The sequence below is a fragment of the Epilithonimonas caeni DSM 17710 genome (assembly GCF_000426465.1).
Classification (GTDB): Bacteria; Bacteroidota; Bacteroidia; order Flavobacteriales; family Weeksellaceae; genus Epilithonimonas; species Epilithonimonas caeni.
Genome location: NZ_AUFK01000009.1, coordinates 344,188 through 368,937, shown reverse-complemented (window position 1 = coordinate 368,937; position 24,750 = coordinate 344,188). Strand labels below are relative to the sequence as shown.

The 24,750-nt window shown below is 35.5% G+C and carries 22 protein-coding genes; 14 read left to right on the top strand and 8 right to left on the bottom strand.

Translation table 11 applies throughout. The features are described 5' to 3' along the window. Nucleotides 1-17 precede the first annotated feature (17 nt). The 5 genes from K319_RS20915 to K319_RS0102995 all read right to left on the bottom strand — a co-directional run bounded on the left by K319_RS20915 (nt 18) and on the right by K319_RS0102995 (nt 7,292). The gene (locus tag K319_RS20915) at nt 18-785 is read right to left on the bottom strand and encodes an acetylxylan esterase (RefSeq protein ID WP_051230394.1); all 768 of its coding nucleotides are present in this window, start codon (nt 783-785) and stop codon (nt 18-20) included. 202 nt (nt 786-987) lie between these two features. Then, nucleotides 988-1,434: a hypothetical protein gene (locus K319_RS0103010; RefSeq protein ID WP_027382274.1), complete on the bottom strand. Its 447-nt coding sequence runs from the start codon at nt 1,432-1,434 to the stop codon at nt 988-990. Nucleotides 1,435-1,543: 109 nt separating this feature from the next. After that, nucleotides 1,544-2,122, bottom strand: a complete 579-nt coding sequence (locus K319_RS0103005; protein ID WP_027382273.1) for a hypothetical protein — start codon at nt 2,120-2,122, stop codon at nt 1,544-1,546. Between the two features lie 115 nt (nt 2,123-2,237). Then, nucleotides 2,238-5,192, bottom strand: a complete 2,955-nt coding sequence (locus K319_RS19725) for a DUF11 domain-containing protein (protein ID WP_169712646.1) — start codon at nt 5,190-5,192, stop codon at nt 2,238-2,240. A 486-nt stretch (nt 5,193-5,678) separates the two neighbouring features. Further along, entirely contained in the window at nt 5,679-7,292 is a 1,614-nt protein-coding gene (locus K319_RS0102995; RefSeq protein ID WP_027382272.1) for a helix-turn-helix domain-containing protein, read from the bottom strand. Between the two features lie 656 nt (nt 7,293-7,948). Here K319_RS0102995 and K319_RS0102990 point away from each other — a divergent pair. From K319_RS0102990 to K319_RS0102960, 7 genes are all read left to right on the top strand, one after another. After that, nucleotides 7,949-8,614 (top strand): HAD family hydrolase, encoded by a 666-nt coding sequence (locus tag K319_RS0102990; RefSeq protein ID WP_027382271.1) that lies wholly within the window; start codon nt 7,949-7,951, stop codon nt 8,612-8,614. Nucleotides 8,615-8,618: 4 nt separating this feature from the next. Then, on the top strand, nt 8,619-9,494 hold the full coding sequence (locus K319_RS0102985; RefSeq protein ID WP_027382270.1) for a phosphoribosyltransferase family protein: 876 nt from the start codon (nt 8,619-8,621) through the stop codon (nt 9,492-9,494). Continuing rightward, complete coding sequence (locus K319_RS0102980; protein ID WP_027382269.1) at nt 9,428-9,982, top strand: TerD family protein; 555 nt, start codon at nt 9,428-9,430, stop codon at nt 9,980-9,982. Before K319_RS0102985 ends, K319_RS0102980 begins: the two co-directional genes overlap by 67 nt. Before the next feature lie 5 nt (nt 9,983-9,987). Further along, nucleotides 9,988-11,067, top strand: a complete 1,080-nt coding sequence (locus K319_RS0102975; protein WP_394330684.1) for a toxic anion resistance protein — start codon at nt 9,988-9,990, stop codon at nt 11,065-11,067. An 8-nt stretch (nt 11,068-11,075) separates the two neighbouring features. Next, nucleotides 11,076-12,044: a hypothetical protein gene (locus tag K319_RS0102970; protein WP_027382267.1), complete on the top strand. Its 969-nt coding sequence runs from the start codon at nt 11,076-11,078 to the stop codon at nt 12,042-12,044. Nucleotide 12,045: 1 nt separating this feature from the next. Further along, a complete protein-coding gene (locus tag K319_RS0102965; RefSeq protein WP_027382266.1) occupies nt 12,046-12,657 on the top strand; it encodes a TerD family protein in 612 nt (203 codons plus the stop codon). Nucleotides 12,658-12,762: 105 nt separating this feature from the next. Beyond that, nucleotides 12,763-13,788, top strand: coding sequence for a TerC/Alx family metal homeostasis membrane protein (locus K319_RS0102960; RefSeq protein WP_027382265.1), 1,026 nt, complete (start codon nt 12,763-12,765; stop codon nt 13,786-13,788). A gap of 128 nt (nt 13,789-13,916) precedes the next feature. On the opposite strand, the gene K319_RS0102955 is transcribed toward K319_RS0102960, so the two are convergent. Together K319_RS0102955 and K319_RS21475 are read right to left on the bottom strand one after the other, a co-directional pair. Further along, on the bottom strand, nt 13,917-15,002 hold the full coding sequence (locus K319_RS0102955) for an MBL fold metallo-hydrolase (protein ID WP_034671285.1): 1,086 nt from the start codon (nt 15,000-15,002) through the stop codon (nt 13,917-13,919). 3 nt (nt 15,003-15,005) lie between these two features. Continuing rightward, nucleotides 15,006-15,362: a DUF2116 family Zn-ribbon domain-containing protein gene (locus K319_RS21475; protein WP_027382263.1), complete on the bottom strand. Its 357-nt coding sequence runs from the start codon at nt 15,360-15,362 to the stop codon at nt 15,006-15,008. 181 nt (nt 15,363-15,543) lie between these two features. Here K319_RS21475 and K319_RS0102940 point away from each other — a divergent pair, with 181 nt between their 5' ends. From K319_RS0102940 to K319_RS0102930, 3 genes are all read left to right on the top strand, one after another. Further along, nucleotides 15,544-15,876: a single-stranded DNA-binding protein gene (locus K319_RS0102940; protein WP_027382262.1), complete on the top strand. Its 333-nt coding sequence runs from the start codon at nt 15,544-15,546 to the stop codon at nt 15,874-15,876. 59 nt (nt 15,877-15,935) lie between these two features. After that, nucleotides 15,936-16,376: an HRDC domain-containing protein gene (locus tag K319_RS0102935; RefSeq protein ID WP_027382261.1), complete on the top strand. Its 441-nt coding sequence runs from the start codon at nt 15,936-15,938 to the stop codon at nt 16,374-16,376. Between the two features lie 70 nt (nt 16,377-16,446). Next, nucleotides 16,447-18,993, top strand: coding sequence for a phosphoenolpyruvate carboxylase (locus K319_RS0102930; RefSeq protein WP_027382260.1), 2,547 nt, complete (start codon nt 16,447-16,449; stop codon nt 18,991-18,993). 78 nt (nt 18,994-19,071) lie between these two features. On the opposite strand, the gene K319_RS0102925 is transcribed toward K319_RS0102930, so the two are convergent. Beyond that, nucleotides 19,072-19,671 carry a hypothetical protein gene (locus tag K319_RS0102925; protein ID WP_027382259.1) on the bottom strand — a complete coding sequence of 200 codons (600 nt, stop codon included), beginning with the start codon at nt 19,669-19,671 and terminating at the stop codon, nt 19,072-19,074. Between the two features lie 115 nt (nt 19,672-19,786). Here K319_RS0102925 and K319_RS0102920 point away from each other — a divergent pair, with 115 nt between their 5' ends. The 4 genes from K319_RS0102920 to K319_RS0102905 all read left to right on the top strand — a co-directional run bounded on the left by K319_RS0102920 (nt 19,787) and on the right by K319_RS0102905 (nt 24,583). After that, nucleotides 19,787-20,464 carry a response regulator transcription factor gene (locus K319_RS0102920; protein WP_027382258.1) on the top strand — a complete coding sequence of 226 codons (678 nt, stop codon included), beginning with the start codon at nt 19,787-19,789 and terminating at the stop codon, nt 20,462-20,464. A gap of 62 nt (nt 20,465-20,526) precedes the next feature. Next, complete coding sequence (locus K319_RS0102915; protein ID WP_027382257.1) at nt 20,527-21,891, top strand: ATP-binding protein; 1,365 nt, start codon at nt 20,527-20,529, stop codon at nt 21,889-21,891. Between the two features lie 362 nt (nt 21,892-22,253). Further along, nucleotides 22,254-23,501, top strand: coding sequence for a TolC family protein (locus K319_RS0102910; protein ID WP_027382256.1), 1,248 nt, complete (start codon nt 22,254-22,256; stop codon nt 23,499-23,501). Then, entirely contained in the window at nt 23,501-24,583 is a 1,083-nt protein-coding gene (locus tag K319_RS0102905) for an efflux RND transporter periplasmic adaptor subunit (protein ID WP_027382255.1), read from the top strand. Before K319_RS0102910 ends, K319_RS0102905 begins: the two co-directional genes overlap by 1 nt. Nucleotides 24,584-24,750 lie beyond the last annotated feature (167 nt).

The following is a 24,750-nucleotide window of genomic DNA, read 5'->3' as shown; positions in this document are numbered from 1 at the left end:
AAAATTGGAGAGTTTTTTTATTTACTATGGCTCTTAAAAAACACTACAATATCAGCAAGTGAGGATTTCGGAAATTCGTGACCTGCATTGCTTTGCTGAAGGACAAGTTCGGTATTGTTTTTTCCTGTGAAATAGGTTTTGTCTCCTTCGGTTTTTCCTTTATCGGTGATTCCAAGATTTTTTTTGACAATCGGGATAGACTGCTCCTGACTTTGTGGAGAAACAATTCTGTCATTGTTTCCGATGTACATCCAGACCGAAATAGGAACAGCATCGGAAATAAGATTGCCACCTTGTGCAGATGCGGAACAGATGGCTGTGATTTTGTCGCCTCTCATCTTCCAAAGTACGTTCGCAAATCTGGCACCGTTGGAATGCCCGATGAGATAGATTCTACTGTCGTCTATTTTATAACTCTTATGGATATCCGAAAAGACCTCATCAAAAAATTGGATATCGCGGCCTTCCAGATCATCTGTGAAAATCTGCCAGCCATTCATTCTACCATTCGGGTCAATGCCCGGAACTTTTCTACCAGGTAGGCCTTCCATGAAAATTACTAAAGCCTCTTTATAATAATTTTGAACATCAATCCTTTTACTTACAAAATTAGCATTGCCACCATGACCGTGAAAAACAAAGACCACCGGAACCTTACCTGATTTTGCAGTAGGTTCATAGATGATTGCTTTTCGGGATGTACCATCTATATTATAATTCTTTGTGGTTTGAGAAAAAATAAGAATGTTGAAAGCAAAGAAGAATAGAATAAAATATTTTTTCATACTTATAATAATTTCTTCTTTGGATTGTTTTGACCGGATAATGTTAAAACATGATAATTAAATTATATTGTAAACGAAATGGATTTTGTATTCTTTAAAATAATTTATGGACAGTGCAGAAACTCTCAGATGCCTATTTTAATTACCAAACTTTTGGTTCAAGATTTTAAAAATCAAATTATTTTAAAACCGGACTGCAACATTATTCTTTTAATATTTTAAGCGTCTCTATCAATGATGCCAGAATCTCTAAGCGCTGTTTTGAATTGAATCCAATTAATGACATTTTGAAAACGTGTAATTTTTCAGATTCAGAAGTGATAACATTCAAGTAAATAGTATTCCCTTTCAGATAAGAATGCTGTAATAAAGCTATCGGAAATTCTAAGACTGGAAATACAAAACTGTCTGCCCTGAGTGGATGTTTTCTCTTAATAGTTATAACATAACCTGAATTTTCAAATTCAGTATATCTTAATTTTGCAAGAGAAAAGGCTATTATAATTAATAATAACAGAAAGGAAAAGAAAATCACGTCTGTTTTTTTTAGTACCAAGAGGTACCATATTATAATTATTAGGTTCGTGGGAATCAAAAATAACAATAATGTTCCTACTGCTTCGATATTTTTTTTATTGCTTACTTTCATTGATGTAATGATAAAGCCAGATAGTCAAAAAACACAAATTAAAGGATAAATGATATCTCTTATAAAAAAACGACTATCTGGCAGATTTATAAAATAATAGAATTCTTGATCATGGTTTCCAAAATGTCCAACCTTCGCCATTAAAAAGTGCGAGCCTTTTAGCGCCGCTTTTATTGATGTATACCAGCATGCCGGGAGCTGGGTCCGGAACATCGTCAGTACTATCAACCATAGGTAAAACCATTGCTTTGGTGTCGGATTCTAGTACTAAGACGCCCTCTGCACTAGTTGTGTCTGATCCAATAATAACTTTGGCAGCAGACTCCTCGGTGACCACAGCTGAAGTTGGCTGAATATTGATGGCAGCAGAGATGTCAGCCGTATTTCCATTGCTTAAGTCTATCCATCCATCTGGCGATTCCGCAGAGGTCACTCCATTGTAGTACTTTATTTTTGCTTTTGTAGCATCTGTTGCATCTAATATCAATGTGCCTTCCACCAAGCCAGATCCGGAAGGTACTGTTCTGACATAAGGAAGAATGATACCTTTGTTCTGGCCTGTGGCAAATTCGAGAAGGACAGAGTCTTTTTGTCCCGCAGGAACTGTTCCTGCCGTATTCCCAAAGATTACTTGTGAAAAACTGAAATTGTAAAATGCTAGGGAAATTGCTAAAAATAAATTTTTCATTTTTTTCATTTATTGATTTTTACTCGATATATTTTGTTAGACAATTTGAAAAATGTTAAATATAATTCTGAAGAGCGGAATTAATTTTTTATACTTTTTTATTCTTATAAATAAACTATGGACAAGCTGGCTTATCGAAACAACTCCAAATGCCATCATGATAGATTTTCATACATTTTGCTGTCGTATCATATACCAACATACCTTCTTGAGGACTGGCTATTTTAGGTGCAATGACGATAGGACTATTTTGTCCTTCGATATCGATCGTTGAAAGTCTGGTGATTACAAACCCTTTTGTATTGGACTCTAAAGCAATGTGTCCTGATTTTCTTACCATAGGCCAATTACCCGAATCATCGCTTCCGGCTCTTTTTAATAGAGTGATGCCTGTTTTTGTGTCTGGGCCATTACCCGTAATCAGTGGTGGTCTGTAGCATGCACACGGAGCGATATTCAACCCGTAACCATAACCGTCCATGATCGTAACGCCAACGACATTTTGTGTAACAGTAATGTTGTTGGTTCCTGACTGGTTCCACGTGATTGTATTCAATGTGTTCCCATTTGTTAGGACAAGAGGGAATAATGGACCATAAGAAGCTTTGCTACCAAAAAGCGAGATCGCTCCTGATGGGCTAATAACTATACGTATCAATGGATTTTCCGCATTTCCTCTCATTTGCCAAATTTGTGCTGATGCTCCATTATCAGTTGTATTTGTTTCATATTGATCTCCATCGGCAAATTGAATGTTGATGCCGGATGTTCCGGAAGATTGAAACTGAAGTTCCTGCGTGGCAATGAGCGTACCATTTATATTTAGATTAAAGGAATTGTCCAGTTCATATATATCAAGTGCAAACCCATAGTTAGAAGGTGGTTGTGTGATATTCTGAGTTATAAAAGGTTCTGGCGAAGCAGAATAATTCCATTGAAAAGTATTACCATTGACAGGTTCTGTACATACCTCTCCGGGAGTGAACGAAACTGCATTGTTTGTCAAAATATTATTGCAATTTCCTCCCAGACCATTGTTGGCACATTCATATTCAGCATCTGTTGGCGGAACCCCAGGAGTTGTGTTTGTAGCATCTGGGTCGGTAACATCATTAGGACGGAGGATTGATGCTTGCGACTGAATGCTCCCTGTAATTGATGGATTTGTAATATTTACAGTAATAGAATAAGTAATTTCACAACCATTAGGAAGGTTTATCTCCGATGAATAAGTATGGGTAGATGAATTATATGTCAATACTACAGACTGACTACCGCAAGAGTTCCCTGTGAAAGTAAATGATTTAGGGTCTAACCCGGAAGGGAGAGTAAAAGTAAAAGGAGCACCTTCCACATCGCTGGGACCATTGTTTTTTACCTTGATAGTATAAGTAAGGTCATCTCCTGTGGTTACGTTGGTTTTATCTACGGTTAATGCTGTAACTTGCAGGTCGGCTGTCTTAACAGTGACGGATGTATCAGATTGCGCTATTGGTCCTTTGATATATGACCAGGTATCTATCGATTTTTCATTTCCAAATCCATTTCCAAGATTGGCTGTTGGTAGCGGGTTTGTATTGGCCGTCTGTTGACCCCACATATGTCCGCCTGTTCCTGTAGGTCCGCTTAAAGAACCGTTAACACTTGTATTGAGGGGATTGGAAGCTTTCCCTTGATTATTCCCGGAAGAGATGGTGATATCAGTATCATCCCAGTATACACGGAACCGCTCATTGGACGAGTCCATCCCATTCAAAAGTTCTAATACGATACCAGATGGATTGATCTCCATGTCGATATATGGAAAATGGACCTCCGCGCCACGTAGCTGTACCTTTATGCCTATAGGTTGATCTCCTTGCGGTAAAGTATTACCATTCCCATCTTTACCATCCCAAAAAATAGTATTGGCACCAGCATCTGCTATTCCTGTCAATGTTCTTGTTGCAAAACTTGCTGGCGTAGATAAACTTTCAATACTAACGGTGTATGATCCTAATACAGCAGCATTGAAATTTATATAACCTCCTTTTATACTGCTTACTTGTCCTGGTGTGCTTTCTGCTCCCACGAGAGCTACATTGTTTACAGTAGGTGTTATAACATTATTTTTAAGCCATGTGCTATTTCCGGGTACGCTACCACTTGCACTTGTCGGCATATCTGTTGCTGGTTGGGCATAGAATATTTTATGGGTTATATTCTGTGCTGTATCAGCGGCTGTTGGTGGTTGAACATACGATGATATACCACTCGAAAAATCCATACTCTTATAGAGATTATTATTTCCGGATATAAATCCTCTATTGTTAACAAAAAAAGTAAAACCAACGCCATTACTGCCGTTGTTATTCACCCTGTAGATATAACCATCCCTTGTGAGTGCAAATAATTCTCCATAAAATCCTGAAGTTTGACTACTGCTTATATGTAGATTCACGACATTGGTATAGACACGTCCAGGCACCCATGCTCCTGAAGATTCTACTGAAATATCCCAGGCTGCGATCAACTCTGTACTTGTTCCCTGCGTCCAATTGGAGTCTGCTGCCACACTGGTGACAGAAGGGGAGCTGGATGAGCTAACATCACCGGTCGGTAAAAAATCTATTTTCCAAATTCCTTCCTGATTAGATGCTGCTGTCCTGTTAAATGTAGAATATCGATTACCTCCTGTCCCTTGTGAAGATAATCTAGGCCCAGCCAGTTCAGCGGTTCTGTTAGTTATTTGTCCTATTGTATTATTTGCTGATGTATATACAGTACCATTCGGGTCTGTCAAAGTAATTCTTCCGTTCCCAATTCCCTGAGCACTGGATGCAACATGTAATATTTCGCCTGCTTTAACATATGCATAATGCGTTCCTGTGGTCTTAAATGGCCAAGATGCCAGAGTTGTACCCGAGGTTCCATTATAGGAATTGCTGTACAAAAATGCCCTTCCTCCCAAGACACCACTTGGATAAAGATTTTTTGATCCATCTGCGAAGAGATAGCTGCTGTTGATCAGCAATAAGGTTGTCAGTATGATTCGCCAGAAGCCAAGAGTTTGTAAAGTTTTTTGTTTCATTTTTGTGTTCATTAAGTATTGGGATATAAAAATATTTTCAGTCTAATATTTGGGCTTGTCGAGATTGAGAAATATAGAATGCGGCTATGTGCAATGCTTTGTAACAACAATAGTGTAAATAATGCATTGGTATAAGTATAGGCCGATTTGACCGGTATAATTTTGATGAAGGTTATAATGCTGCTCGATCGTATTTGTAGAGAACTGATCCATGGTAATGAGAGATCATACCTTAAAAATACTTTTCCCAATATAAGATCGGGAAAAGTAAGTGCTTTTTTCATCATTTGTATTTTGTAGTGTTGCAAGAAAACTTTTTACGAAAGTACAGGCAGGCAAAGCCTTAAACAAACATTGTTAAGTGCGTATTCGGGAAAATGAATAAACAAAAATGGATGAAAATTAAAAAATAGGACAATTGTAAGCTTTAGAAATCAGCAATATACATTTTCATGGGAAAGAAAAGTTATTTTATTGCTTCATTGCTTATTTTACCAGTAAATTAGAGTTCTTTTTTAAATGTTCGATGAATTGTGATGGTGACAATTCTGTTATTTTCCTAAATGCTGCAGCGAATTTACTTTGGGAAGAAAATCCAACTTCTTCAGCTAGTGTGGAAATTTTATATTTATGATATTGAGGGTCATTTTTTAATTTATCGATGATATACTTGATACGTAATTCGTTGATGTAATTCTTAAAGTCTTTCTTTTTATATGTATTCACAACATAAGAAAGATATTTTGTATTGGTATTACAATATGAGGCCAAATACGAAAGGGAGACTGTGCTGCGGGTAAATAATTTTGATTGTTCAAACTTCTCGAGCTTAAGCAGTATTTTTTTCTCTGTCGCAGGCGTCATCATGGTATTTTGTTCTGAACCTTCCGATTGATCGTCAGAATTGGTTTCATTATGGAGCTCATTGTTAAGATTATTTGGGGGAATTTCAAAATTCAGGTCCTGGGTCTTTATCTGATTCTCCATGAACTGCTTGAATTTATTGAAATTGTTTTTTTGTCTTCTTCTATATAAAAAAAAGTAAATTATCCCCAGGATAATAAGCAACAATGCTATCCAAATTGCAATGTTTTTTTTCTCCGTTTCCTTCTTTATGTCATCATTGTTTTTGGTAAGTTTTGAAACAGAGTCGCTTATGAAGGAAGAAGAGTTGGTTGTGATCTTATCAATAATCGAGTCTTGCTTGACTTTGGTCTCTTGAAGCTTATCGATATCCTTGGTCAAAGCGTAATACTGTTGGGTGGTTTCGTAAATCTCGCTCTTTAAGCTTAAATATGATGATTCTTCTGCAAGACGTTTAGCCTCATCCAGTCTTTTTTTTGCCTGATCAACATCTTTTTTTGCGATAAATATCCGGGCAATGCCATTGATAACAAGTGCTTTCATAAAATTGTCCGGCATTTGCCCTAGATTTTTGAGTGCTATGTCATAATAGCCAAGAGCCTTATCGTATTCTTTGAGATAATAATAATTCAGGCCTAAAAGCTGATTGTTGTTAGCGATTATAAAAGGATTGGTTTGCCCATTTAGATCAAAATATCTTTGAGCTTCCAAAACATAAGAAACCGATTTCTTATAATTCTTCATCTCAAGTTCATAATAGGCCTTTTCCTGCATAATGAAGCCCATGGTCTGATCGACAATTTTTTGGTCACTGATCTTTTTTGTGGCTTCTATCGTTTCATCAATATACTTTTTAGATTGCTCAAAAAGTTTCAGTTGCCGATATTGAGAAGCGAGAAAGCCTGATATTTTGGCCTTCCATATGAAATCATCATTATCATTGCTTATCTGCTGCGCTGTAACTGCATATCCGATAGCTTTTTTGATATCACCAGACTGTTGCAGTAATGATGCGGATAACATAAGGCTTTTTATCTTGAAACGAGGGGTTTCCGAAATGCTATACAGCGAGTCAGCGATTTTCAGTGCTCTGGGAAAATCTTTTTGGGAAATATCAATAAAAGTTTTTGTATAAATCTTATTGTATTCTTCAGGATTCTGTCCGCTGATTCTTACGAAAACTACGGTAATTAAAAAAAAGAAAATTTTTCTCCAATTTTTTTGGTATAACCTCATCTATATTGCGTTATGTAAATAAATTTCAAATTTAATAAAGATGTTGTATGCAAAAAATTTAATGACCGATTTTCTGTAAAATTTGTTAGTCCTTTTTCGGTAAAAGGATCTGTCAAAACTTTGAACAAGTACTTAATAAACAATGTTTTATTATTAATTTAAGCATCTGACATCAATAAGGTTCGGAAATTCGCAGAAAAGCTTCCCAAACAAAGCTTGCCCATCTTTACAATAGATATTCTCAGTATACTTTGAAAAGTTTATGAATTGAATGCTGTTGGATCCATGATCAGGAACTCCTTCGGGGCCAATACTGATCATCTTCTTTTCATACAATCTGACAGGCATTTTAAGCTGAATTCTGATTTATGATATTCTAATTCCTCATCAATCTTTTTCCAGATAGAATCAAAAATATTTCTATTGATTTTTTATGATTTCTTTACGGTTTTATCGTTTTTTTCTTTCAATTGCTTTTTCTATATTTAGACGTTTTTTATCGCATTGTGCGGAATTTATTTTTGAATATTAAAACCTAAAAAAGAACAACATGATTTATGACTGTACTCTTGCAAAAAGGTCAGAAAATTGATATTAGTTCGATCAAAGATATAATTGAGAAATGCATAGTGGACAAACGGATTAAATAATTATTTGTGGAAATAGATATAGATTCATACGAGCATTTTTCTTTTGATCTGTGGATGACGATCATTAGGTCCAATCCTCAATTCAAACCGAAAAGGACAGTCTTATTAAAAGAATATTTTGATATTGATAAAAATGTAGAGGAAATTAATAAGGTTATTCGTCATTATGATAACTTGTTCAATGTCATTTCAGAAAAAACAGGCAATCATATAGAAAGAGAAGAGGTTTTTTTCCTGATATTAGCATCTTTGGGAAAAGATATACAAGGGATCTCTGTGGATGACCTTCGCGGATTTTTTATTCGATCAGATAAGTTGTTCTTGGAAAACATTCCGCTGATAATTTGGAAAGATATTGATCATTTACTGAAAAAAATAAAAGAAAAAGAAAAAACAGCAAGTATCCTGAGCAATACAGCTTTTATCCATGGAGATTCTCTGCGGAAGGTTTTAAGGCAATTGGAGCTGGAACAATATTTTTCCTTTATGATTTTTTCGGATGAAATAGGAATGTCAAAACCGAATATTAAAATATTTGAATATCTTTATAAAAAAACACAAGAATTACGACCACTGCACCGGTCGCAGATCATCCACGTAGGTGATAGCAAAATCGCCGACCAAAACGGTGCTCTATCATACGGGATGAATGCAAAACTGGTGAAATTTTAAAAACATGAATAAGAGATTTAGTTTACACAAAATAGAAAATGAGTTTGATTGTCCTTTTGATGAAGCAGGATACAGCCGGTTCAAATTTGGGGACACTTATTATGCGAAGTCATTTGCGACAGAATTATTTGACGGGTTTATTAAGGAATTTGGACAAGAGATCTTGGCCCAGAATGAGATCATCCTTTTTCCGAGCCCTTACAATTCTATCCCTACCGCATCTAATTTTCTATGTTCCTATTTCAAAGAACATCTTAATTATTTTTTATTTGAAAATAATAGGGCAGGTTGCATAGAAGGAAAGATACACAGACAACAGACTTATGTCCAGGATTATGGGAATATGAGCTTCGAAGAAAGGATCACACTGATTTCCAATGATACTTATTATATTGATAAAAGCTTTGTTGACGGGAAATTCTGTATTTTTATAGACGATATAAAGATCACGGGAAGCCATGAGAAAACTGTAGATAGAATTTTGAAAGAATATAATGTGAATGGGGAATTCATTTTTGTCTATTTCGCAGAATTGATGAATAATGATATTCATCCAAAAATTGAAAACCATTACAACTATTACAGGATCAAGACCACACAAGACCTGATAGAAGTGATGAATAGTGAACATTTCCGATTCAATACAAGGATCACCAAGTTCATATTATTGATGGAAGATTCTGATTTTGAGCAGATCTATCAGAATATTTCCGGGCAAAGACGTGAAGAAATGTTACACTGGGCGATAAGCAACAATTATCATCAAGTGGAAGAGTATCAAAAAAATATTATTAAATTAAAAGATAAAGTACAATGGCAATTAACTTACAAAAAGGACAAAGACAAAACATTAACGCTCCAAAATTCACAATCGGTCTAGGTTGGGATGCTAATAATTCTTCTACGGGAGGCGCTTTTGATCTGGATGCTTCAGTTTTTGTATTGGGAGAGAATAAGAAATTGATAGCTGATGAATTTTTTGTTTTTTACAACAATCTTCAAACGCCGGACAAAGCGGTAACACATACGGGAGATAATTTGACAGGAGATGGCGACGGCGATGATGAGCAGATCAAAATAGACCTTACGGGAATAGATTCCAGGGTCAAGGAGATCATCGTAGTGGTAACCATCCATGAGGCTGATACCAGAAATCAAAATTTCGGACAGGTAAGGAATTCATTCATCAGGATCTTCAATACAGAAACGAATGAAGAGATCTTGAAATACGAACTGGACGAGGATTTCTCCATAGAAACAGCAGTGGAATTCGGTAGGATCTATGAGAGAAACGGAGAATGGAAATTCGAAGCGGTAGGAAACGGACAAAGAGAAGGTTTGGCCAAATATTTAAGTTTATATCAATAATGGAAATGGATTTACCTCAAGTTACCAATACTGTCATTGACAAAAATGGCAACGTAGATCTGGCTCAGCTCCAGACTGTTGATGTTCAGAAATATGATAGCCTTTCTGGCTCAATAGATGAACAGAATCCGAATTCGATCATCAATTTTGGATCGGAATTGCAGAATTCTTTAGCTAATCAAAGCGATTCTTTTCTGAATAATGTCAGAAAATCAAATTCTGGCGAAGTAGGTGAACTTATCAATAAACTTTTGGTAGAGCTTAACTATGTCGATGTTGATGAACTGGAAGGAAACTCTGTGAAAAAGTTCCTTAAGAAGATCCCGTTCTTCAAGAAAATGGTGACCTCTGTAGAAACTTTGTTTGTAAAATATGATAAGATCGTCAATAATATATCTGATATTTCTAACAAAGTGAATGCAGGTATTATCAATTCCACAAAGGATAATGCTGTTTTGCAAACGATTTTCACAAGCAATATAGAGTCTGTAAAAAAAATCGAGGACTATATCATTGCAGGAAGCCTCAGAATGCAGAAATCCAGTGAGGAATTGGCTTTGATGGAGATCAATGCGGCCAATTATCAGGATTATCAGATTGCTGACAAAAGAGATTTTATTGCAAGATTAGACAGAAGATTGGCCGATCTGAAAGTCGTTCGTTTTATTATATTGCAGTCGTTGCCTCAAATCAGATTGATTCAGAACAACAATGTTTCTATAGCTGAAAAAGCGCAAACTATTTTGACAACCACACTTCCGGTTTGGAAAAACCAATTGACCTTGGCAGTTGCAATGCACCGCCAGCAACAGAATATCGATGTCCAGAAAAAAGTGTCGTCTACTACGGAAGAAATCCTTAGAAAAAATGCACAGAGATTGCAGCAAAATACGATAGATGTTGCCCGTGCCAATGAACAGACCATTGTTTCGATAGACACACTTCGTGATACGACAAGTTCCTTGATCAGCACTTTGAATGAAGTGAAACAGATCCAACAACAAGGAGCGCAGTCCAGACAACAGTTAGATATTGAGTTGAAAAACCTTGAAGATACTTTGAAAAAACAAATTCAAAATTCTTAAATTAGAAATTGGACCACAATAAAGAGATATTAAAAAAAAGTAAAAAAAGATTACAGAAACTAAAGCTTCTGAGCAAGTTTTTTGATAAGGTAGAGATCATCAACATCATCATTAGGACAGAACTTATTCAATCTTATTTTGATGCTGACTCCCTTAACGGACTTGATATCAATAAATTGGAATTGTTTCATTTGCAATATACTGATACGCTGATCGTCCTTTTAGAAAAAATCAAAAAACAAAAAGAGGCCAATATCCTTGCAATCTATAAAGAGATGGATACTAATGAAGAATATATTGATAAATATGTATCTCAAAAAAGTGGTGAAAAAAACTTCGACATCGACAGGAAATATCAGAATGCTCTCATGTCAGGATTCTTACGGGCATTGTATGATAATTTGACGGACAATAAAAAAGAAATGGATTTTACTAAAATCAAAAGCCTATCGAATAACTATTCAATCGATTATTATAGGAAAACGGCTAAAAGAGAATACCTGATGAGTTTTTCGGATACCAGATATTATGAATATAACAATATAAAAATAGAAAGAAAGTTATTAGGAAAACTGAATGCCGGGAATTTCAAGGTCAGATTTGTCTGTGGATATAATATCGAAGATCAAGTTTTTGAATTGTATAAAATATCTGATAACGAGGAAGATTTTATCTGGAATTTACAAACCAATGAGTTTTATTTCTTGGCAGATGATATCGCCTTGCTTCTGGATAGATCCGCCAACACTTGCTCGAAAAAAAGTATAATAAACGAGCTGAAGAATCGTAATGCCGAATTGAAAACAAAATCAGAAACTATCAAAACCGACCTTCCGGAAGATATTTTACTATTATTAAAACGATACAAGGAGACCTTGGATAACCAAAAGGTCATTGATCAGGTGATCAATGTAGATGAGGAAATGAACATCCTCAATTCTATGCTTAACTTAAATTTAAATAACAAATTACAATAACATGGCAATTAATTTACAAAAAGGACAAAGGATAAACCTTCAGAAAGACAATGGATCTACATTACAAAATATATGTGTGGGTGTTAACTGGGGTGCAATCGAGAAAAAAAGCTGGTTGGGAAGCATTACAAAAGAAGCTGTAGACCTGGATGCAAGCTGCGCTTTGTATGATGAGGCTAAAAATGTGTTGGACGTTGTGTATTTCGGGCAGCTAAAATCCAAAGATGGATCTGTGAGACATAGTGGGGATGACCTTACCGGAGATATGTCCGGAGATGATGGTCTTGATAACGAGGTGATCACACTAGACTTTTCAAAATTAAGTCCAAATGTGAATTATGTGGCATTTGTCCTTAATAGTTATAAAGGTCAGGATTTCAAGACCATTCCATTTGCTTCTATCCGGATCTATGAGGGAACTCCTACACGTGTGACGGAAGTTTTTGCTACATATAATATTGCTAAAGGTGACAATTTTTCCGGACATGTTGCCATGGTAATGGGCGTATTCTACAAAAAAAATGGCGAGTGGAAATTCAATGCAGTGGGAGAACCTACTCGTGACAGAAAACTACAAGAAACTGTAGAGACCGTGAAACAGAATTATTTATAAAAATTAAATAATAGAGCTGATCTGCAAAACGTTTACACAATTATAGCTCTTTTATTATTTTGATAAGAGCTGATAGATGTAAAACGTAAAAAAATAAAAATAGTTATGGATAAGAGTATTATCGATTTGCATCCTGGTCTTATAATAGGTTTCGCTATCGTTGTGGTGGTGATGTTATTATTAGACCTTGGGATTTTTAACAAAAAGGCGCACGAGGTGTCTTCCAAAGAGGCTACGATCTGGACTATTGTCTGGATCTCTTTATCAATGGTCTTTTCAGTTGTCGTTTATTGGGTATTCAATCAGGATGCGGGCGGACATGCTTTGGCAATAGAAAAGTTCACCCAGTTCCAGGCCGCCTATTGGATAGAAAAAGCGTTATCAGTTGATAATCTCTTTGTATTTATTTTGGTGTTTGGATTTTTCAAAGTTCCAAGACATCTTCATCATAAGGTTTTGTTTTGGGGAATTATTGGTGCATTGATTTTCAGAGCTATTTTCATTTTTGCAGGTGTTGAGCTTATTGATTTGACCTACCTGCCAGAAATGGATGTTTTTGGTCATCCAGTAAAGATCAATGTGGTAATGACACTTTTCGGACTGTTCCTGATCTATGCGGGAATCAAATCCTGGGGTGGAGGAGATGATGATGATGAGCAAGATTACAGTGAAAGTGCCGGGGCAAAATTGATCAAAAGTTTCTGGAAAGTTTCTGATAATTATGATGGCGACAAGTTTTTCACTGTACAAAACGGAATAAAAATGGCAACGCCTCTTTTGGTTGTAGTTGCAGTAATTGAGTTTACGGATGTATTGTTTGCAGTAGATTCTATTCCAGCGATATTTGCGATCTCGAAAGATCCATTTATCCTTTACACATCTAACATTTTTGCAATTTTAGGGCTTAGGTCTTTGTATTTCCTGCTATCCAATTTCATTTACATGTTCAGCAAATTACCCTACGGATTGGCTGTTATCTTGAGTTTCATTGGAGTTAAAATGTTGATCTCGCCTTGGTATCATATTTCGTCTCCTGTTTCATTGGGAATTGTTGGTGGCATCTTGATCTTATCAGTTGTCATCTCTATAATGTTTCCGGATAAAGAGGATGAAAGTAAAGACGCAGTGTAGTAATATTTGAAATAATAAAAAATTAAAGAAGCCGAATGAAAATATTCGGCTTTTTTTGCACTTTGAAATTTAAAATTTATTTTCCAAATAAGTAATGTTTTGATTGTCGGTAAAATTTATATAAAAAATTAAGATTTCCACCACTCAGAAAAACTTTGAGAATCATTATCGAACTCAAGTTTTTCACCAATTAAAGGTGTGAATATTCTGAAGTTTTTATCTTTAGAATTTTCTGATAATTTTTGTAAAGGTTCATTCCATGAATGTTGAGCTAAAGCGAATTTCCCTGAATGTACGGGCAAGACATTTTTAGCATTCAGTTCTTCTGCAACTTTTACGAATTCATGTGGTAAAGTGTGGATGTATTGCCATTTTTCATTGTATTGTCCGTTTTCCAAAATAGCCCAGTCAAAAGGTCCGAACTTTTCCCCGATTTCTTTAAAATGAAAATCATAGCCGCTATCACCACCCACAAAGATTTTTTTAGTCGGAGTTTCCAAAACATAAGATGACCAGAGTGTATTGTTTCTTTTGAACATTCGTCCGGAAAAATGGCGTGCCGGAGTAGAAGTAATTTTGAAATTTTCAGTTATTTCTGCATCCTCATACCAATCGAGCTCAATGATCTGATCTTCATCAAAATTCCATTTTTCAAAATGAGAACCAACACCCAGACCACAGATCACTTTATCAATTTTTGACTTTAAACTTTTAATGGTCTTATAATCAAGATGGTCGTAATGGTCGTGGGAAATAATAAGAAAATCAATCTCCGGGAAGTCTTCTGAAGAATAGATATCCGTTCCTGTAAAAGCTTTGGTAGTTCCGGGGATTGGTGACGCATTTCCACTGAAGACCGGATCAACCAAAAATCGTTTTCCATCCAGCTGAAAATAATAAGAGGAGTGTCCCATCCAAACCAGGAAATTGTCTGAGATTGGCTGCTCCTTCAGATTCTGTTTTTTAGTTGGCAGGAGAAAGTCTGGTTTTTTGTTTGCGGTTTTATCGGTTAGGAATTCCCACATCACTTTTCTCATTGTGTAACCTTCCGCCAAAGGTGGTGTAAAACTCAGGTTTTGAAAAGCACCATCTCTGTAATTAGATGATTGTTTCATTCTTACAAGGCGTTTTCCTTCGGCCTTCCCTCCGAATACAGGAAGGTTATAAAGATAGATTGCTGAAGCCAAAAGCAGGATGAGAAATGTAATGATCATAATTTATTCAGTCGTTTTTTTTACTAATAGTAACCATTCGTTATCAAGGATCTTGTAACCTTGTTCATAAACGAAAAAGTATTGTGAACCGTTTTTGTACGTTACGATCTGTGTGATATACTCAAAATCGAAACCGGCACTTAGTAACTTAAGACGATTGACTTTTGTTTTTCCTTCAAAATTATATTCAGAAAGTATGCGATAGTTTTTGCGGAGCTTGTTGTTGATGTTCCGCATATAGTTTGTAGAAGTTTTGTTTTGCTTATTGTTATAAGCATTGCGACAGGCATCGGAACAGAATTTCTTATCCGATCTGCCGATTATTTTGTCGCCACATTCCGGGCATGTTGGAGTTTCCATTTGTGTGTTTGGTTTTTTTATAAAGATAGATAAATTATATTCATTTACAAATGATTACAAACGGATATAAATGCTTTTTAACCGAATCAATTTTTCCTTTTGATGAAAATTTGCAACAAGAAAATCAGGAAACAGACGATACGTCCTGCTTTTAAAAAATCTAATTTAAAAATTTAATATTATGTCTTTAAGAAACAAAGTGATGCTTATCGGCCACACAGGGAAAGATGTTGAGGTCTTCAATTTCGAAAATGGTAACAAAAAAGCGAATGTTACGCTCGCAACCAACGATTTTTATACAAATTCTGCGGGCGAAAGGGTAGAAGAAACACAATGGCACAATTTAGTCGCCTTTGGGAAAACTGTCGATATTCTCGAAAAATATGTTCCGAAAGGAAAAGAAATTGCCATCGAAGGAAAATTGACCTACAAATCCTATGATGACAAAGATGGGATAAAACGATTTGTAACAGAGATTAGAATTGATGAATTAATTCTTCTAGGTTCAAAATAATTGTTAAACCTTGGCAAGCTTCTAAGGTTTGTCAAGGTTTTTATTTCCAAAATATCATTATGAAAGTTAAAGCTTTGAAGGTAAGGATTTCCGAGGGATTTCAAACTAAAGATGAAACTCTCGTCAATGATTTTCTTTCCAGATACGATGTAGTGAATTTGAATTCAAAATTAGTTCAGGATGAAATAAATTATTGGTCCGTTTTAGTCTATTATCAAGAAAAGTCAAAACAGACCAATTCTAGTAAAGTCAGTGTGAACTCAGAAGAAGAACTTTCCGAAGAAGAGAAAATCATTTATAATAAACTAAAAGATTGGAGATTCGAAAAGTCTAAAGAACTTAATCAACCTCCTTACATTATTTTTCACAACACGCACTTGATGTCTATTGCGAAGTTCAAACCATATAATTTGCGAGATTTGGAACAAATAAGTGGTTTGGGAGAATCAAAGATCAAAAGATATGGTATAGAAATTATTGAAATTTTAGAAAATGCTTAGAGTTGAAAATTTAAGATAAAATAACATTTGTGGATATTGAGATTCTAAGTTTATCTCTTACATTTGTTAAATGCTAAACGATCAGAAAATTGAAAAATTCCGGCAGATTGTAGAAAATAAGTTTCAGATCTACAATTCACTCTTTATGAGTTTGCCATATGATAAAATGACAAATATCGGGATGTTGCTTCCCTTTCTTGCAGAAGAAAGTAAAGAAGGTTATCAACAAGGCAAGTCCCCTGAAGAAATTGTAGAAGAATTTTTTCAGAAACATACAGAGCTGAAGACCGAAGATCAAAAATTGGAATTACTTTTCAAGATCATTCAGTACATAGAAAGACAGGTCGTATTGTTTGATAGTATAGAAGATGCCGCTTTCCAAAAGCTACATTCGGAAAGTGATCCGGGAACGATCCTCAATCTTTATGACCGTGCAAATCAGGAACATCATTTGGCTGCGATCAGAAAGAAAATGGATGATTTTGCGATCAAGATCGTTTTTACGGCTCACCCAACCCAGTTCTATCCGAATGCTGTCCAGAGAATCATCCACGATTTGAGAGATGCGATCATTAATGACTCAGTAACTCAAATTGATACTTTGCTTCAGCAGTTGGGAAAAACCCCTTTTGTAAATAAGGAGAAACCAACCCCTTTGGATGAAGCGATGAGCATTATCTATTATCTGAGATATGTTTATTATCAAAGTATTGGAGAATTATATAAGAAAATAAAACAGACTTTTGGAACGTCTAATTTTACGCCAAATCCAGATATAATTCAGTTAGGATTTTGGCCGGGAGGAGACAGAGATGGTAATCCTTTTGTAACATCTGACATTACTTTGAAGGTTGCCGAAGAATTGAGGATTTCGATTCTGAAAGATTATTATGGACATTTGAAAATTGTACGAAGAAGATTGAGCTTCCGAGGTGTTTCAGATATTTTGAAAGCTATAAGCCAGAGAATCTATGATGCTATTTTCCAGGAAGGTGTAAAAGTCTCAGCAGAGGAGATCATTATTGAACTTAATAAGGCCGAAAAGATTCTTGTAGAAGAGCACAATGGGCTTTTTCTAGATGTTTTGGATGATTTCAGAGATCGTGTCAGGATATTCGGGACCCATTTTGCAACCTTGGATATTCGTCAGGATAGCAGGATTCATCAGAATGTGATCAATGATATCTATAAGAAAGTTATTGATGAAGATATAGATTCAAAAACAAACGATGAGAAAATTCAACTGTTATTGGATTCGGGTGTTGTTTTGGATCCTGATGATTTTGAAGATGATATGACCAAGGAAACTCTTAAGAGTATTTACAATATCAAATTGATCCAGAAAAATAATGGCGAACGAGGTTTGCACCGTTACATCATTTCAAATTCCGACGAGGTGAAAGACGTAATGAACGTTTATGTAATGATGAGATTATGCGGTTATTCTGAAGAAGACATCAATATCGATATTGTCCCGCTTTTTGAAACAATGGAAGGCCTTGATAAGTCTGAGCAAGTCATGCAGACTTTGTACAATGATAAAATTTATCAGAAACATCTGAATAGACGTAACAGAAAACAAGTGATCATGCTTGGATTCTCAGACGGGACTAAAGATGGCGGCTATCTGAAAGCCAACTGGCAGATCTATACCTCCAAAGAAAAGCTGACAAAGGTCTCGGAAGACAATGATATCAAAGTTATTTTCTTTGATGGCAGAGGTGGACCTCCGGCAAGAGGTGGTGGAAAAACGCATGATTTTTACGCTTCTCAGGGTAAAACCATTGCCAATAACAAAATCGAATTGACTATACAAGGTCAGACCATTACCAGTGTATTTGGAAATAAAGACCAGGCTAAATTCAATTTTGAACAGCTGCTGACAGCAGGTATCGAAAATGACGCATTCAAAAGTTCAAAAAAAGAACTTAATGAGGAAGAAAGAGTGTTGATCACTGAATTAGCGGACATCAGTTACAGAAAATATTCTGATCTGAAGGCACATCCAATGTTTGTTCCATATCTTCAGGAAATGAGTACTTTAGAATATTATGGAAGGGCAAATATTGGAAGCCGGCCAAGCAAAAGAGGTGCAGGTTCTGAACTGAAATTTGAAGATCTGAGAGCTATTCCATTTGTTGGGTCTTGGGCACAATTGAGGCAGAACGTCCCTGGTTTCTTCGGCTTCGGATCAGCTTTGAAGGACTTGAAGGATGCCGGAAGATTTGATGAGATCAAAGAACTTTACAAAGGTTCGGATTTTTTTAAAACTTTAGTTCTCAACTCGATGATGAGTATGAATAAGACCTACTTTCCACTGACTTATTATATGAGGAACAACGAGAAATTTGGAGAATTCTGGAACATTCTCTTCTCCGAATTTGAATTATCCAAAGCTATGATGCTGGAGCTGACCGGGTATAATATCCTGATGCAAGAAGAACCTATTAATAGAAAATCCATCAGGATCCGTGAGAAGATCGTACTTCCACTATTGAGTATCCAGCAATATGCGCTGATAAAAATACAGAAAGAAGAAGGTAACAGAGAGAGTTATGAAAAACTCGTAATGCGATCTTTATTTGGAAATATCAATGCTAGTAGGAACTCTGCTTAAAACATATAAACCCTTCAAAATTTTTGAAGGGTTTATGATTTCTACAATATGGAAAGCTTACTAAATTATATTTGAAAATTACCAGAACTTCCACCATTGTTTTGGCTTTTGTATTATTTCTTGAGTGGTTTCGGATGTGTTTTGATTTTTAGCTGACGGATATTTTTCTTGGTGAAGTGTATTTGAAGTATTGAATAATTTCTTATTTCTTGAACTCATTCCATAGACCTTCATCATATAAAAAGCAGTTGCGTTGAGTTTATTTTTTGTGAAACTATTAATATTATTTTCAGTAAAAGTCAAAATACGATTTAAAAATTTTGTATGATATCTACCTATTTTTAAATAATAATCAAAACTGAGGTCACTTTTAAAATTGTCCTCAAACAAAATAATTTCTTCCAAATACAGCAAATTATCATCAGAATACTTATCTGCAATGATTGATGTGATCATATGTAAAATTGTGTTTTTTAAATCTTTATCATTTTGGCTAAAACCTTCCTCATAAATGTGTATGTCGGTCACTCTATTTAAGTCTTCATTTTCCATTATGTCATTCAGCCAATCAAGAGCATCTGCAATAAAGACACTCCTGTCAGTTTCTTTTTTCAAGAATAATTCTGCCGACATTAATATTTTTTTATAAATTGAATCATCTAACTCGTGTTTTTCCATGTTAATTTGGGATTTAATCAGAAATTATCGATTTTCCTCAAATATAATTATAAATTAAAGGCAAAAAAATTACTTAATTACTTTTCCCCATATTTGTAAAATAAATCATCACATAATGCAGGCATTACTTTTAGAGGACGATTCTGTTCTGTCATCGGAAATTGCACTTTTTTTGGAATCCAGGTCTATCAAAACAGATAAGGCAGAAGACGGAGAAATATTTTTAGATGTATTCTCAAAGAAGCATTATGATATTTTTCTTTTGGATATCAATGTTCCGAAAATCAACGGATTGGAAATTTGTAAAACTATTCGCGAGAGCAATTCCGAAACACCAATCATCATTATTTCGGCCTATGACGGAATCGAGGAGAAAAAAGAAGCTTTTCTGAGAGCTGCTGATGACTATTTGGTAAAACCATTTTTGTTGGAAGAATTGCTACTCAGAATTAATTCTCAAATGAGAAGACTGACCCCGAAAACGGAAGAAAAGGAAAAAATCGTTATCGAAGATCTGATTATTTACCCGGAAGACAGCAAGGTTTTCCGTTCCGGAGAAGAAATCAATTTGACCGTGAAAGAATTTCAATTGTTGGTTTTATTGGCAAGAGCAAATGGAAGAACGCTTTCCAAACAATATATTTCTGACGAAGTCTGGAAAAACCAATTCCAATCTACAAACAATGCCATTGAAGTTTACATCAACTTTCTGAGAAAAAAAATCGATAAAAATTTCAAAACAAAACTTATCCACACAAGACCTGGTTTCGGATATTACCTTAGTCCACTGTAAGAGTTTGAGAGTTGCATCAAAATCAATTATATAATTTATCACTCATCATTTATCATTAGTTTATGTCATTAAAACGTAAAATAGCGCTCAGTTTAAGCATCGCATTTTCCCTTATTTTTGGGATTATGATGTTCATTGTGTATGTTTCGTTTAATGATTTCCGGAGAGATGAGTTCAAGGAAAGATTTCAGAAACGTCTGGTTTTTACGGTCAATTTTATCGAGAAATCAAAAGATTTTGAAAAAGAAGCGCCCATTTTTTTCGACGAAAATTCGGATGATGTCCTTCTTAATGAGAATATCATGATTTTCGGAAACGAGAAAAATTTAGTTTACAGCACGCTGAAAGACAAAAAAATAACTTGGGACGAAAATCTTTTAGAAAGACTGGATAAAGAAAAAACAATCTATAATGAATATTCGGTTCCGGAAATTTACGCCGCACTTCGGAACATAAAGGGCGAAAATTATTACATTTTGACTAGTGCTCAGGATATTACAGGTCAGTCAAAACTCGACTTTTTAAAATACACTTTGATTTTTTCATATTTCGTAAGTATTATATTGATTTGGTTTTTCAGTTATTATTTGGTTTCAAAATTCCTTGAACCATTGGAAATTCTCAAACAAGAAATCTCGGATATCAGTGTTCACAAGCTTACTTCGCCTGTTGTTGTTAAAAATTCTAATGATGAAATTGGCGTTTTGGCAAAATCATTTAATCTGATGACCAGTCGATTGGACGATGTTTTTCAGTCACAGAAAGATTTCAATTCCAGTGCGGCACATGAGATTAGAACGCCTTTGACGAGAATGGCTTTCCAGTTGGAAAATTTGATTCAGTTGGAGAGTCATTCTCCAAAAACAAAAACTACTTTGCAACAAATGTTGCAGGATGTCCACCAGTTGTCCGACCTTACAAAATCCTTGCTTTTATTATCAAAGTTCGATAAAGAGGGAATTGCCAGTGTTTATGAAGAAGTAAGAATTGATGAAGTAGTTTTCGATGCATTTGAGACTGTTCATCGTAATTTCCCAGACTTCAAAATGGATTTCTTGATTGACGAAGAAAGTGTTGAAGATTCGATTTTGACAGTAAAAGGCGTCAAATCCTTATTGGAGATCACATTTGTTAATTTGTTCAAAAATGCGGCTTTATATTCGGATAATCAGGAAGTTGACATTTCTATCAAGGAAACCGATTTTAGAATTATTGTGAAAGTCTTTTCCGTTGGGACTACCATTCCGGTTGAGGAAAGAGAAAAACTCTTCGATGCTTTCATGCGTGGTAGCAATTCGCACAATAAAACAGGTTCTGGATTAGGTCTACGCATTGTAAAACGTATTCTGGAATACCATAGAGCAGAAATTTCCTACACATCGCTTTCCAACAAAGAAAATCTTTTCACAGTGATTTTCAACAAGTAATTTTTATTTGGGCAGCTATTTCCGCCTTCCGTTCCCGCTTTTTTTGCCAAGCTCTTCCCAATGCAAAAAAGAGCTCCACTCAAGTCGGGCTGCGGCTTTCAGCTTCGAATCAACATTTGTTTATAAAAATACAATATTTGTCATTCTGACAGAATCTAAACTGCTGAGATTCTTCCGGAATGACAATATTGCGTTTTAAATCTGCGAAATTTCCTAAATCTGCGAGAGAGTAATTTATCAAAATCTTTCATCTATCTGTCTATTTTCTATCATCTAAAACAACAATTAAGCTTTTTTTAAGTCACATTTAAGTCCGTTTTAATCTCGGTAAGCCATTTTTGCAAAACCAAAACGAGATAAGAATGAACAAAATTACAACGCTGGTGTTATCCGTTTCGGCATTTGTTTGTCTTTCCGGGCAGCAGCAGATGTCTCTTCAGGATTGCGAACTGGCATTTCAAAAAAACAACCTCCAGCTTCTCGCCGCACAATACAATATCAATATGGCTGATGCCGATATTATTCAGGCAAAGATTTGGGAACTTCCTCAAATAGAAGGTTATGTCAATGCAATTAACCCACAGGACAAAAGAGTTTTCGATGTAGAGCGAGCAAAAGGTGTGGAAATCACGCAATTGATTTATCTGGGCGGGAAAAAGAAAAACGAAATCCAATTTGCAAAATCCAACAAAGAACTTTCGCAATTGCAGTTTAACCAATTATTGGTTGACCTTCGTTCACAGCTTCGAGAGACTTATTACAATCTGATTTATGAGCAAAAAAAACAAATTAGCATCGATGCTCAGCTGAAATATATGAATGAACTTTTGGCAGCGTACAAAGTTCAGACAGACAAAGGAAATATTTCGCTTAAAGATTTTGTGAGACTTCAAAGTATTGTGATTCAGCTGAATAATGATAAGATTGAAATCAATAACAATATTCTTGGATTCCAGCAGACGATGAAAGTTTTGACTGGAAATTCGGAAAAAACCATTGCTAATTTCTCAAAGCCGGAAGAAAATGAAATCCTGATTTCACAGCCTTTCGGAGATTTGGAAATTCTTAAGGAAAAAGCTCTAGCAAACAATGCAGATTATCTCTATCAATTAAAACTGATTGACAACAGCAAGCTTTACGCACAATGGCAAAAATCACTGAATACGCCGGACCTTAATCTGGGAGCCGAATATGACCAGGCTTCCGGTACTTTCAATAATGAAGTTAATTTAAAAATCGGAATTCCAATTCCGCTTTGGAAAGTGAATAAAGGTAATGTTGAAAAAGCAAAATATGCCATTCAGCAAAACGAGAAAAACTCAGAATATCAAAAACTGAATCTCCAAACTCAGGTAGAATCTGCTTATCAAACCTGGAAAAACCAATATGACCAATATTTTGAATTGAAACAAACCGATTTGGAAAATTTGGAAACAGTTTATAACGGAATCCTCAAAAACTTCCGAAACGGCAATATAAGCTTGATAGAATTCACCGATTTTATGGAGAGTTACAAACAGACTGTTTTACAGATTTATGAGATGAAAAAGCAGATTATGATTTCTGCAGAAAACCTGAACCAATTAGTACAAACCAAAATCTTTTATTAATGCGAAAAATTATTACATCAATTATACTTTCAACACTTTTGCTGTCTTGTTCCAAGCAAGAAGAAGTAAAACCGGAAGAAACAAAAGGTTTTGAACTGAGCAATACTATGCTGAAAAGCACAACTTTTGCAAAGGTTGAAAAGAAATTTATCGAGGACGAATTCAGCTTTTACGGTAAAATCTCCGCAGATAAAAATAAATACATCGACATTTTTCCGTTGGTTGGCGGTAACGTTCTCAGCGTGAATGTGGAATTGGGAGATTATGTTCACAAAGGTCAGGTCCTGGCAACGATTAGAAGTACGGAGTTGGCAGAAGTTCAGAAAGATGTCAGCGATTCCAAAACCGATTTGATAGTCGCAGAGAACAACCTTCGTGTCGCAAAAGAGCTTTACGCAGGCAAATTGAATACCGAAAAAGACGTTCTGGAAGCCGAAAGCGAAGTCAAAAAAGCAAAAGATGCTTTACGACGTTCCAATGACGTCAGCACGGTTTATAATGTGAAAAAAGGGAATATCTACAGTGTTATTTCGCCTATTAACGGTTATATCGTTCACAAGGACATCAACAAAGATATGGAACTGAGAAGCGACAGAAGCGAGAATATTTTCGATGTTGCCAACACCAAAAATGTTTGGGCCATTATGAACGTCAACGAAGCAGACATCGATAAAATTACGTTGGGAATGAAAGCTCAGGTATCCACATTGTCATATCCAGACAAAGTTTTTTACGGACAAATCGATAAGATTTTCAAAATCATAGACCCGGATACCAATGCGATGCAGGCTAGAGTAGTGTTGGACAATTCGCAGGGATTGCTGATTCCCGACAGCAAAGCGACGATAAAAGTTTCCAAATCCGAAAATGCAACAGCCTTGGCAATCCCTTCCAAAGCCGTGATTTTTGATGATAACAGATATTTTGCCGTGGTTTATAAATCGCAGACCGATATCAAGGTTAAAGAACTTAAGATTTTGAAACAAAACTCGGAGACAACTTATGTTTCAGAAGGACTTTCCGAAGGAGAAAGTATCGTGACGAACAATCAATTATTGATTTATCGCTCTTTGAATAACTAATGAGATTAAAGATGATAGAGAAAAGATAAAAGACCTACAATCTTTTGTTTTTATCTCTGAAGATATCTTTATAATTAATATTGAAAATTCATCGGAAGAATCCGAAGGATTCAATTTGAGTAGCCGTAGGCGCAACCTATGGAAAAGACAACGACACAAAAAACAGA